The organism is Chitinophaga polysaccharea (genome assembly GCF_007829335.1).
Lineage (GTDB): Bacteria > Bacteroidota > Bacteroidia > Chitinophagales > Chitinophagaceae > Chitinophaga > Chitinophaga polysaccharea_B.
The window spans coordinates 264,893-277,825 of record NZ_VIWO01000004.1 but is presented as its reverse complement, the minus strand read 5'-3'; the positions used below and the strand labels follow the sequence as shown (position 1 = coordinate 277,825).

The following is a 12,933-nucleotide window of genomic DNA, read 5'->3' as shown; positions in this document are numbered from 1 at the left end:
ACAATGTTGAATCAGTTAGTTTTTTGAACGGTAGGATGAACGATTTTCTTTGATCGTCATAATCCCCCTTTCTGTTTCTTTCTTTAACCTGATTAAAGTGCCTTCGTCATCATACTCGTATAGGGTAGCCAGGTTGTTGTCGTCCATTTCTGCCATCAATCGCTGGTTCTTCGGATCGTAAGCAAATGTTTTGATACTGCCCTGTACTGGAAAAATGCGGATATCGTCTACACGGGTAGTGCTGCTTCCGGCACTCAGTTGTACCTGTAGTTTACCTGCAGGTACGGAAAACGAGGCCGTTACCAACTTCCACCCTTCCACAGCAGCGGCCACTGTGAGATCGTAATTCGTGCCGTTGATGCCTAGTTTAAAATCAGAGTTTTTACCGGCAGGTTGTGCATCCTTCACCCAGGCAGAAAATATATACAAAGCGTTAGGCTTCGGATTAAATCCTCTAGGGTAAAGGGTCGGAGATAAAATACGCTGGTATTCTCCTTCTTTGGAGAAGTCGAGATAAGGCTGTGTGTGATGCACGTCGCTGTGAACATAAGCATACAACGTCAATGGCGACGGTAACTTCAGGCTCGACTTACCGGTGTGAGCTACCTGGTTATCGATCCAGTTGGTGTATTGCTGGCCGGTTTCCTGTATCCTGCTAAAAATGTTACAACTATCCCTGGGGCAGGTTCTGGACATGATATCGGCACTGCGATAGTCATAGTCTTCGAAACTGTCATAGAAAATCTCCCGCTGCATCGCGTTATTTGATACGGCAGCAGGCACGGTATTGTTGAAGGAATAGAGCGCACTCTTAAAAATACCAAGGGCATCTTTCGATTCAATTCCATTACCCTGGGCATCAAAGAGGCTGGTGGTACCAGTGGATACCCATCTGCTGCTATTACTATTACTCTTTACCCAACCACCAGCAGCAGCGGAGTAATACCAGTAGGGAGTAAAGTTTTGATAGGCGCCATTTTTTCGGATAGCCGGCGTAGTTAGCTGCTGGCCTGTTCTGTTCACGAGGAAGGCTTTTCCTTCCTGTGCGCGCCAGTTACCCAGGAATCCCAGCTGGTAAGGATTAACCCGGTAGTCTATCGGTATGGAGTATTGTTCAAATCTTACAGTATCTAATCCATTTATATCGGTACTTTCCAGTGCATTGGGCGGATAAGTAAACCAATCTGTGGTGGAATATATTACATTGGCCGCCGCGTTAGACATTTGCGCAATTTGTCCGATACCAACGTTGTAAATCTCCATGGCAAATGCCCGGTTGGGCGCAGCAATATTGCGGGCTCTTACTCTTAATTTGTGTTTACCAGGTTGGGTATTCAAGCCTATTACCTGCCATTGCGTATGATTGGCTTCGCCATCTCCAGTCAGGCCGCCCACCCAGGTTCCATCCAGGGTAATGATAATTTCATCATCTGCACCATATCCAATGGAGTATGCACTGGCCGGAGGGATAGTAATAGTGGTTTCATAAGTGTAATAGTTCTGGTTGTCATATGCAGATTGTGGCCATGCACCGATGTTTCTTAACTTACCGTACCAATAAGGATCCATCCGGTGTATGATCAAGTTCCCATTGGAGTCAAAGAACGTGGCGCCATCCTCTCCATGCTCAGCAGGATTGTTGGGAGCCTTAGCAAGGTTCAACCTATCCGTTAGTATATGCGTTCTACGGATATAGGCATCCCGGTCTGGCCGTTCATAGTCATATCCCGCAGGGATACTCATACAAGGGAGCCTGGCCGCCCATTCCTGGTCGTATAGCGTTGCCTTGGCATCCAGTACATTCATGGACGCCAGCTCTTCATCCGTTTTGAAACGGAATACGCCATTCTCTACCGGGTTCTTCAAACATACAAAAGAAGCTCCCGGGGCAGTTAGCAGGTTACGATAGCCTGAGCGGCATACTTTCATCTGGCGTTCTTCAGCTACACGAACGGTAGATCCTCCTCTATCTATCAGCTTCAGTGACGGAGCCGACTCTTTATCGGCTTTTGTTCGAATCACCCAATAATGGTTATTCCCTGGTGTTACATCTATCAGCTCATCGCCGGGCGTAAGGAAGCTGGTCAATGCAGCATTGATGGCATTGTAAGCCCCGGTAGACATACCAATTTTCAAGTTGTTGTTCCGGTAAGCCCCGCCCATTCCGGCGTACGTCCAGTAAGCCGGGATATTTACCTGGTAAACCGGATCATCAAACTCATTGTTGGTAGTGGTTACCACCGGGTCGCCGGTTACCGCATCAAACAACAGGTTTTTCGTGGTCACGGTAGAACCATTGATCGTTTTCACGACCTTATCCAATACACCCGAATACTGTATCGTTTTTAAAACGGCTGCCGACCGGAACAGCCGATACTCGTTATTCTTGCTACTGGGCCAGTGTGGAACAGGAATAAAAGGAATGACAGGGATCGGCGAGGGTATGATATCTCCACCAAACTGCAGGTTCTTACCAATATTGGCAGTTTCCTGTTCCCGCATATCCGTCGTCATTTCTATTTCACGGCCAATGACCTGGTCTTTTGTGATATTACCCTTCTCATCCACGACATCTACTTTATTTACAAGCGCCTGTGTACCTGCATCCAGGTTCCTGGCATTGAAGTAATAGAGGGTGCTGGCGATTTCTGCGCCCGACTGGTTAAATACCCGCTCGGCTTTGGGCTTGCCATGCATATCATTCAACTTCACCACATATCCTTGTGATAACACCTGCTCATGCACAATATCCGCCCCCAGGAAACTAAACCAGCCTTTGGAATCATAATTATAAATGTCCGGACTATGGTCATAATCTACCTGTACAGGGAAATCCTTCGCAGTATAGTATTCATGTTGTACCCATCCCGTTTTAGGCGCAACGTCTGCCGTACCTGTAGCAGGATTGATATCCTTCACCACCACCTTACTATATCCGACCACCGGCGCGGGGTATAGCGATTCACCAAATGGCCGTTCCAGGTAAAAATAATTATCCAATCCGCCCCGAACCGATTCAGAATAGCGTAGCGGCAAACGTAGTGGGTTCTCATCACCACCTACATGTGGTTCATAACTGGCTACACCGCTGCTAATCGTTTTTCCATTCCAGGTGGTGGTATACGTATATTCCTGCCCATAAGTAGCTTCCGTATTAGGCGCACCGGTAATAGTACCCCAGGCATCGGATATGATTACCCGTTTTACCCTGGCGCTACCTCCCACCTTAATACCATCAGCTTTGGCGAGACGGCAATAACTCTTATTAAAATCGACTAATGCCGAAAAACGCTTTCTTTTTGCCTTGGCATAGAAGTTTTCGGTGATCTCCCGCAGATTACCCAGGGAATTGACGATAGCAGAAAGCGCGGCGGCTATAGGCATATCGTCGGATACACGATTCTTATACCCCGGGTAAGCATACATCGGGTATTCCGTTCGCATCTTCTGCCAGGCGGAAAAGATAAAAGGATTAGAGCTCACGTTGCCATTCTGCATCGATTTCAATATAACACAGACCTGCCCTCCTCCCCTGTCAATGACTTTTACCACCTCTCCGTAACAGGAAACAAAATCACAGTTGGCATCTACCAGGCCACTTGCATTATCACTCACATTGACATATAGCCTCGCATAAAAGTTATTGGTACCATTCAGGTAGTTATTCGTAAAATCTGCCAGTTTCTCCCCATCAGAACTTCCGCGAAGACTTCTATCCAGCTGCACCACAAAACCTGCTGCATCAAATAAATTATTTACCCGCGCACCATCGCTATTCACATACTCATTCACCAGCTTCACCATCTGCATGGCGGGTTGATCCTGTACATACCCATAGTCGCCCGATTCGTAAGTGACATTGATATCTCCTCCGGTGGGCAAATTGATATTGGTCAGATTCCAGGAAGTAGCCGCTATATCTGCATCGGATTTTTTCTGCGTGCTATAAGGAAATTCATCGTTGCGTAAAGCACCGAATCCTGCATTACTATTGGAATTGGGCAGTTTATAATTTCCCCACCTGTCAGTAGAGAGATAGGCATAGTCCGGGTTGCCGCCTTTATATTTGAAGGTATAAGGAAAATGTTTCCCTTTGGAAGAAGAGCCATAGGCAAATGCCAGGCTTGTCAGGGTAAGCTTTCCACGACCTGTACCAACGTTCAAAGTATCATAGTTCGGTATCTTATTGCAAAGCAGGTAGTCATAATCGAATATGGCTGTTTTAATAGGTGTGGTAAGATCTTTCTTCGAATATAAACGTATCTCTTTCAACAACCGCTGTTTATTTCCGTCAGATTTATCCAAAGTACCTGTTGGTCCGGTAACCCCCAGGGCATCTTTACGGGTATCTGTAATGAAAAACATGATTTTGTTTTTCGTCTCTATAGAACTCAGGTACCACAACTCTTTTTCACCATATACAATGCTGCATTTATCATCATCCGGATCGGCATTCAGGGCTTTGTTATACAGGGCTTTCCCCGGCTCACCCGGTGTACGCCATTTATAAGTGCTGGTCGTCCGGGTATAATTAAACTTTACCGCCGTTCCCAGGTCGTCGTCCGTAATACCGTCGCCGGTTACATCCACATAATCAGGCGACAGCACCGCTGATAACAAAAAGGAAGAAGCATAGGCAGGTTGTCTTTCCCGGTGAAAGTATTTATCTACACTATTCGGATAATTATGTTTGAAACTACCATCGCTTTCGAGGTTAAAACCAACCAGGTTCCGGTTGATATCTCCTGCAACTTTTTTAGCAGGATCTACTGCAAAGGAATATTCTTCCTGGAAATTATTGTAAGCAGGTACCCCATATACCATACGCTTTCCATCGTCGCCGGTAACCGTGATTTCAGAAAGGTGGTTAGCCCGTGTGCCTGTTGTTCGGCTGATTTTTGTTGCCCTGTCGGATGTCGGGATAACAGGAGTAAAGCTACCGATCTTATTTTCGGGATAACTTTCTACGTCCTTGCTCACGGCTGCCTTTGCGCCTTCCGTACCTGTGAGGTAGGAAATAGCGGTGCGGCGTACCTGTCGCCCTCTTTTAGCATATGATCCGCTAATGGTGGTCACTTCATTATTCTTGCTCTTTAATTCACTCTGTGCCTGGAGGCCATTCAGGTTTACATGCATTACTCCCTCACCTCCGATTGCCTGTTCATAAGCCAGGTTTCCTACATTCTTCTCATCCATTTGCTTAAAATAAGCATGCTCTTCTCCCTGGGTCTCCTCATTCTTATAGTCCCCCTTTGCCAGGAAATTATTATCATTCTTCCATTTGTTGGTTTTATTACTTACATCCTGTTTATAGAAAGTTACGCCACCATGGAAAATACCGCCAAATCCAAGATCCAGACCAGCGGTGGCCGTATTCGTTACATCATTTACCGCCGGGTCAAACACCACCCCATTTCCGCCACGATATAACCTGAACTGTCCACTACCCAACTGGCTGGAATAAGAAAATACATCCGGCGTGGAAATAGGCACGGCAATATTGGGGATATTACGTACCACGGGATTATCCTTCTCCCGCATGAAATCCATCATCGCCCTGGGCACATCTGTTCCATTATTGGCATATAAAAAGCCAAAGGCAGGATTCTTGTTCGTGCGACGCTGGATCTCTCTTTTATATTTATACCCGGTCAATCCTCCTCCTGTAAAACACAGGAACGCCATCCCACCAAGATCTACACTATAAGTGCGGTTCGTTGTTTTATAGGGAATTCCGATTTGAGGATAAAATGCCGGCGTATTAAAACTGAAACCGATTCCTCCCACATCATAACTGGCAGAGCCAGACTTAGTAGGATCGGCAATATCAGTGGTAGTAAAACCGAAGGACTGCGTGAGCGTCAGGTTCTTTAAACCCTGGCGGGTATTATATCCCAGGCCAAGCGACAACCCCAGGCTATTATTAACGAGGTCTTCTGATTTGGCGTTATAAAGCGATAAATTGAGACTGGGTGTAAGATTTACGCCCTCGCTGGTATTAGAATTAATACCCAATCCCAATGTTAAGGTTCCACTGCTTGCTTCTGTGAGTGACAACCCGGCATTAGCGCCAAACTCTGCCCCCATGCCTGTATAGGTATCACTAAATACCCCTAACGATACTGAGCCTTTTAATTTACCAATGCCCCAGCCGCTAAATTCTCCCTTTAAAGTCCCCTTTCCGCCTACGGTAATTTTGGGCGCCACATAATGCTCGGAAGTTACCTCATCACCGAGCAAATCATCGGGCAGCCCTCTTAATCCACGGTTAATAGCCCCCACATTCAGGTTCCAGCCCAGGCCTACCCAGCTGGCCTCGTCATCCATTCCCACGCCGGAACTGTAATTCAAATTGATGGGATAACCATCTATGTCCATGACCGGAACATTGTACTTAAATCCTCCTGTAAAAAGATCCACCATATCGCTGGTACCAGCAGTGGCAAACTGTTTGGCTTCCGGCTGGGCAGGACCGGAAGTCAGTGCACTGGCAGCCGTTGGTAACAACAGTTGTACCGTCAGCAAACCCAGGAAAAAAATTGCAATGGACTTTCTGAATATAATATTACCAAATATCATAGCCTGTTACTTATAGAGTCAATATTTTCAATACGGGTTACTTCAAAAGGGAACTCCATCCGGTGACTGGTATAAATCCAGTCTTTAAAAACCAGTCGCATCACCGCCCCCCTTTCAGGCAATGCTCTTTTAAAAGTGACCAGGTATTCCGGCGCCACTGGGTTACCATTGGCGATCTGTTGCGCCATTAAAGGCAGTAGCGTATCGCTGCCGGTAATCAGCCCAAACAACGTGTCTACATTCATGATGGCAACACCTGTTCTTTGTTTGTAATCCGCTGTTTTGGGTAGTTGGATATTTAACCTGAAACTTATTTCACTAGCCGCATCTGGGTTATTTCGTCCTAATGCCCGCTCCCATTGAACGGGTAAATAGGTGGTTGACATCGATACATCGCCCGCATGCAGCTCTTGTATCAGTGATTTATTCTGGTTGCTATAGAGGGTTTTTGCTACTTTTTCCCGCTGATTACAGGAAAACAGTACTCCGCAAATCGCTCCTGATAATAATAGTTGCTTCATCTCCTATTCTGTTTCACTTTTAAAAAGGAACCGCAAGCGTTTTTCTACGCCGTTGGGCAATTTTATTTCGAGCAGGTAGTAGTATCCATCTACAAATGATTTGTTATCATACAGCGGTATGAGTATGTTATTGCTACCCCATTTCAATTTTACCGTTGGTAATTTTTTCACCTGCTGCTCCGGGTTGGAGATACAACGAATGGAATAGTCGAGCTTTGTGTCTGCATAGGTATTTTGTACGGCAAACCGTATACTTCCTTTAGCCAGGTAGAAATTACCTTTGGTGAGATCATCGATATCCCGGTAACTCTCCGGTACAATTTTCACATTGTTGTCCTCACATTCCACTGTAAACTCCCATACTTCGGAATTCACCAGCATCATATCATTCTTGTAGGCGGTTACCTGCCAGGCATAAGTCTTGCCTTCCACCAGGTCTTTTGCCAGTGGTGGATAGTATAACATAGGCATGGCAATGTTGAATTGGTTGATCACCGGCAGGTTATAATTTAATGCTTCTACCTTTGCCTGCCCTTGCTTCACTTCAGTTAATATCATCCGGTACTGTACACCAGGAATGGATGGCAATAAAGGCTGCCAGAAAAAAGGCGGCCGTTTATTACAGATTTTATCTTCCTCCGCGGGATTGATCAGGATAAGTGGTGTAAATGGCTGCAGGTAATAATCAAAGCATTGCTCCCCGATCGTTTCGCCCTGGTGCGACGCATCTGCCGGATTGAGTTCAAAACAATACTCATAATCACCCTCCGTAAAATATCCGGACTGCCGGCACACCGTAGCAATTTTGTTGTTGCCGAAACGTATAGCTGCCCGGGAAAACAGACCTGCGGGCAAAGTATTGGTGCCCGGCATCAGTTGAAAAGCGACCGATTTAATAGCTACCACCTCGCCGGCATTTGCAGCGGATACCCTAACCGTAAGCGTTACCATTTGCGACTGACCGGCAGGATTGGCCACCTTCACCTGCATCAGGCCATCCAGGGTACGCCCTTGCATTTCAGGTATAAAAACAAAGGATACCTGTGCATAGGAAGTTTGGGTAAAAAGTAGCAGGAAGAGGAATATCACTCCAGAATATAACTTCAACATAAAACTCAATTCAATAGGTAAGAGAAAGCCACCTCGCTTCTGAAATTGCCAAACAGATAGTTTTGTGGGGTATTTAACAAATTTTTCCGGCAATCAATAAACATACTCATGTTCAGTTTCGGCAGGATGTTGGTACCAACTGTTTGCCTGATCCCCACCTGCTGCACTACCGCCTTGTTATCCAGGTAGGTAAGGCCACTGGAACAATTCAGCTTGCGCAACAGCTGGTAGGTCCACCCGGATTCCAGCGTGAGCAGGTTGGCATACACTGCCTCTCCTTTAATATCCTTATTGTAAAAGAGGTTAAGGGAAAGTACATGGGTATTTATTATGAAGTTGTGATTCAGGTTCAGGTTTAACATCGTACTATGCTGGGGTAAAACATCTACCTGCTGATAACCTAATATTACATTACTGTTGAAAGGCAACGACCATACAGCGCCGTTTACCTGGGAACCGACAGATAACTGGCGGGTGAGATATTGCAATTGGCCCGGCTTATCTCCGCCGGTGCTCTTCATGGCCGACTGGTTAAAGTGGGCGTCGAATGACAACTTACGGTTCAACTTCCAACGACCGTCGATGGCAAATTGCCGGTTTCTCCATTTACTATTGGTCAGTGCCGAAGCGCTGATATCCTGGAAATCCGACCGTACGCCTACCGAAATCTTATTCTTGTACCAGCTGCGCTTCAACCGCAAACCATAACGGATAGTTCCTCTTCCCGCCCCCGGAGATGCAGGGTTATTATATCCCAGGCCGGAATAGCTGATGTAAGCACGTTGTGTCAGTTTCCACTCATCCACTTTACCGTTATAATCGAGCCCCACAGACAAGGTTTCCCAAAAGTCGTTGAACATCCCCAGTACGGCGGCTTTGGAGGCTACCATAGGATCATTTCCTGTGGCGGAATTTCTGAAACTATTGTTGGATTTGGACAGCTGCGCCGCAATACGTCCGTATTTACCCACACTTACATCTTCGGAAAATGCGCCTACAAATGTATTCCGGGGCAGGTTCAACGTAGAATATTGCCGGCGGTTATCACTTTTGGTGTTGGCATTTACCACGCCTGCATGGCTATGAGGCGCACCGATATCTCCTTTACCCGTCTGCAAAAACTGCATACTGTAAGCACCCGGATCCAGCGAGGAATTGAATGGCTGATCTTTTACCATCCCTCCATCCATCCGCTTACCGGCACCCAGCATTAAAAATTTATCCTTATCCAGGAAAGAAGTTTGTATACCTGACATAAATAAGTCCTGGACACCACCCTTACTTCCGCTGGCTGCAATATTTCCGATATCTACCTGCTTTGCGCTTAGCAGTAACTTCTGCAACATACCCAGTGGTAACAAATCCTTTATGTTCCTTACCTTGCTGGCCTCCTGGTCCATTTCACTGCTGATGCGTTTTCCCGTAATACGCTGATCCGCAATAACAGCCTTCGCCTGTAGTCCTTCTCCCACATCTTTCTTCAGCTGGTATACTTTTTCCAGGTAGCTTCTGGCTGCGCTGGCAGTACGTAAGTGTTCCCACTGCCCGGTTAACAGGCTATCTTTTCCTCCCATATGCCGCATTAAACTATCCTGCAGCTTAGCTACCTGGGGATCGAGGTCTGCTTCCGTGAGTGAAAGAGCAGGATTATGTAACAATTCATTTCTTATCTGCAGGGAATCCAGCTGGATAATATGATCGCTGCTCAACAACGCCTTAAATGCGGCGGCCTGCGGTGCGCCTATATCAGGTATAGTTTGCTGTATGGATGCCAAACGGTCATCCACAAATGATTTCACCGCTCCGGCAATATCTATATCATCGAGGAAATATTTTTTGAGGTTGTATTTTTCTTCTACGATACCATTCAGGCGCTTTACATAAGCTTCTTTATCAAAAGAAAACTTAAACAGCGACTGGTTAATCATGTCATTGTCCCAAACGCTGCGCCCTGAAATATTGGAATACCCTATATTAATGGGTATATTCTTTATCATCACCTGATCGTCCAGCCGGGCATTGATGCCAGCTACACCTGAGTTTCCGGGATTGTTATCAATAAATCCGCCCAGCGTAAGTCCCTTCAAATCATTCTTATAAGCGCCTTTGGCAAGTAGCTGATCAATACCTGCATCATTTCTCAGCGCGTAAAAACCCCTCAACTTTCCGTTGATATACTGTTTAACACGGTTAGAATCTTTTGCCAGGTTCATCCCCTGTTGCAACTGCGCCAGTTGCTGTTTACCAAAGGAGTTACTGATATAGGCGGAAAACTGCTGCCTAACCGGTATTTGCAGGTATTGAGCCGCTCCTACACCCGGCACCACCGGGCCCAGTTGCTTCACCGTGGAGGAATAAATACCGGGAGCATTCCGCTTATTCAATGAATCTGCCATCAGCTTTTGCAGCATATCATTTTCCATGGGAGAAGTGATCCTGACTGCGCCACCGGTCGCCTTGTTTACAGAAGATATTTTACTGGTAATTTGAGCATGTACGGACGCGGAAATCAACATCCACGCAAACAACGCCCCTATAGCTTTTGCCATACAGTTTAAATTGGGGGATACAATATGCTAAGAAATAAACACAGATGGTTACCTCTGTTGAGGGCTAATGATGTGTCCTGACTACTAAAAGACACCTACCAGCAATAAACAGAGAGGAATATGCACAGACAGTCTTTTCAGGCATTTATCAATACCTTCATCCGGGTTTGTGATTTACCTGGACGTTAATGGACTTTGGTCTGAATAAATGAGCGGATTACCACGATGATAGCTACGTACAAAATACTTCATGATATAGGATTTTAAAACGGAATAACAATAATAAACCTGCTTAACAAACGTATGTACGAGAACTCTACAAGTCAGAACAAAAGGGTTGCGAGTCAACGAACAATCACAAAGCTAAAGTTTATTTTAAAAAACAAAAATTATTTATAACTAAATTTATACGCAAGATAAAAATAGTCCAATACCGGTGACGCTTCGTAGATAAAATTAATTAGTAAACTGCTGTAATGAACATATACACCTCCCGGTTGTTTATCTTGTATAGACCTCCATCTGTTTATTCACCAGAAAATCAACTGGTTTATGAAAACAATGCTAATACTCACCGACTTTTCAGAAAACGCTTTCCGGGCTGCCGAATACGGCGCACAGATAGCTGATCCTTTACATATCCAGCGGATCATTCTCTACCACGCTTACCAAACCGTGGTGATGGGCACCGATTTACCGGTAAGCAGTACCAAGGAAAGCCAGCAGATATACCTGGAGGGCATGGAAAACCTGGCACTGGTGCAGGACCGGATTAAGCCTATGGTGCCTCATATTCCCATTGAACTGATGGCCGAGGATATCTCCCTGCCGGCACATATAAAGGATTTTTGTAAACACCAGGGTATAGATATCCTGGTGATGGGCGTATCGGGCAGATCGGGACTGGAACGGCTATTACTGGGCAGTACTTCTTCGCTGATGATTGCCGAAGCCAGGGTACCTGTATTGGTAGTTCCTAAAGATACCCCTTTGGCGAAGCCGATGACATCTATCGTTTTTGCTACCGACCTGAAAGACCATAGCAGCGTCCCGGTACATCAGCTATATGAATTCCTGGATGCTTTCCCTGTAGATGTACAGGTGCTTAATATTGCCAAAGAAAAGGATGAAAAATATGACGTGGAAACGAAGGAGGCGATTACCAACCTACACAATATTTTTGAAAAGTATAATGCTACTTTTGATTATGTCAGGGAAGATGATATAGTAGAAGGTATACTCGACTATTCCAATCGTCACCACGCGTCCCTGTTGATGGTAGTACCGCAGGAGCGCGGTTTTATAGCGTCTTTATTTCATAACAGTATCTCTAAAAAACTGGCATATAACGCTAATATCCCTTTGCTGTCTTTACCCCCGGGAGCAACCTGTTAATGTAAGCGTCAACTCCGGCGTATACCGGAGTTGACCGCTTCCGGCTTATAATAACACCTTGTTATCTACGGCACATTTAATCAGCATGGCTGTATTACGTGCATTAAACTTCCCCAACAGGTTACGGCGGTGGCTGTCTACCGTATCGGAGCTGATAAATAATTGCTCTGCTATTTCATGATTGGTATGTCCGCTGGCGATGAGCCGCAATACCTCTTTTTCTCTTTTGGTAATGTGCAGATGATGGGCGCACTCGTCTTTCAGCGCCTGTTTCAGTTCGGCCGACAAATACATATTCCCTGAGTATACATCATGAATGGCTTTAAGTAATTCTTCTCTATCGGCATTTTTCATCAGGCATCCGCTGGCGCCGCTGTCGAGTAATCCGGCTATACTCCGGTCATTTTTATGATAGCTCAATCCCAATACGGCTACGGCGGGGTATCTTTTTTTTATGCTGGCACAAAGTTCGGCTCCGCTGATATCCGGCAGGGAAGTGTCCAGTAATACTACATCGGCGGGGTGCTGATCCAGGAAGCGGAGGCAGGATGTGCCAGTCCGGGTTTCGCCTGCTAATTGTATATCGGTTTCCCTGCCAAGCAAGGATCTCAAGCCCTCAAGGATCAATGGATGATCATCAACAAAATATATACGGATCATGGTTCTTCAATTTGTTGTAACGTGTATGTGCTGTGGCATTCTGAGCTGGGTAAACAAGTGAATAGCTCATTTACTATAGTATTGTAAGATAATAAAAAAAATCAGGGATTCCTTCTCAC

General features: G+C 45.7%; 6 protein-coding genes. 1 reads left to right on the top strand and 5 read right to left on the bottom strand.

Going from position 1 to position 12,933, the window contains the following annotated elements:
- Positions 1-15: 15 nt before the first annotated feature.
- Genes FHW36_RS15735 through FHW36_RS15720 form a run of 4 tightly spaced genes read right to left on the bottom strand, consistent with a single transcriptional unit; the run spans position 16 to position 10,759 of the window.
- A complete protein-coding gene (locus tag FHW36_RS15735; protein WP_145670521.1) occupies positions 16-6,579 on the bottom strand; it encodes a hypothetical protein in 6,564 nt (2,187 codons plus the stop codon).
- Entirely contained in the window at positions 6,576-7,100 is a 525-nt protein-coding gene (locus tag FHW36_RS15730) for a hypothetical protein (protein ID WP_145670520.1), read from the bottom strand. Before FHW36_RS15730 ends, FHW36_RS15735 begins: the two co-directional genes overlap by 4 nt.
- Positions 7,101-7,103: 3 nt before the next feature.
- Positions 7,104-8,210 carry a DUF928 domain-containing protein gene (locus FHW36_RS15725; RefSeq protein WP_145670519.1) on the bottom strand — a complete coding sequence of 369 codons (1,107 nt, stop codon included), beginning with the start codon at positions 8,208-8,210 and terminating at the stop codon, positions 7,104-7,106.
- Positions 8,211-8,215: 5 nt separating this feature from the next.
- A complete protein-coding gene (locus FHW36_RS15720; RefSeq protein WP_145670518.1) occupies positions 8,216-10,759 on the bottom strand; it encodes a TonB-dependent receptor in 2,544 nt (847 codons plus the stop codon).
- Between the two features lie 552 nt (positions 10,760-11,311).
- Between FHW36_RS15720 and FHW36_RS15715 the strand changes: the two genes are divergently transcribed.
- On the top strand, positions 11,312-12,154 hold the full coding sequence (locus FHW36_RS15715) for a universal stress protein (RefSeq protein WP_145670517.1): 843 nt from the start codon (positions 11,312-11,314) through the stop codon (positions 12,152-12,154).
- A gap of 45 nt (positions 12,155-12,199) precedes the next feature.
- Here FHW36_RS15715 and FHW36_RS15710 read toward each other — a convergent pair whose 3' ends face one another.
- Positions 12,200-12,814 carry a response regulator gene (locus FHW36_RS15710; protein ID WP_145670516.1) on the bottom strand — a complete coding sequence of 205 codons (615 nt, stop codon included), beginning with the start codon at positions 12,812-12,814 and terminating at the stop codon, positions 12,200-12,202.
- Positions 12,815-12,933: the final 119 nt, after the last annotated feature.

What these genes read in the sequence shown, in the direction of transcription:
- FHW36_RS15735 (WP_145670521.1), bottom strand. Translation starts at nt 6,579, where the DNA reads ATGATATTTGGTAATATTATATTCAGAAAGTCCATTGCAATTTTTTTC.
- FHW36_RS15730 (WP_145670520.1), bottom strand. Translation starts at nt 7,100, where the DNA reads ATGAAGCAACTATTATTATCAGGAGCGATTTGCGGAGTACTGTTTTCC.
- FHW36_RS15725 (WP_145670519.1), bottom strand. Translation starts at nt 8,210, where the DNA reads ATGTTGAAGTTATATTCTGGAGTGATATTCCTCTTCCTGCTACTTTTT.
- FHW36_RS15720 (WP_145670518.1), bottom strand. Translation starts at nt 10,759, where the DNA reads ATGGCAAAAGCTATAGGGGCGTTGTTTGCGTGGATGTTGATTTCCGCG.
- FHW36_RS15715 (WP_145670517.1), top strand. Translation starts at nt 11,312, where the DNA reads ATGAAAACAATGCTAATACTCACCGACTTTTCAGAAAACGCTTTCCGG.
- FHW36_RS15710 (WP_145670516.1), bottom strand. Translation starts at nt 12,814, where the DNA reads ATGATCCGTATATATTTTGTTGATGATCATCCATTGATCCTTGAGGGC.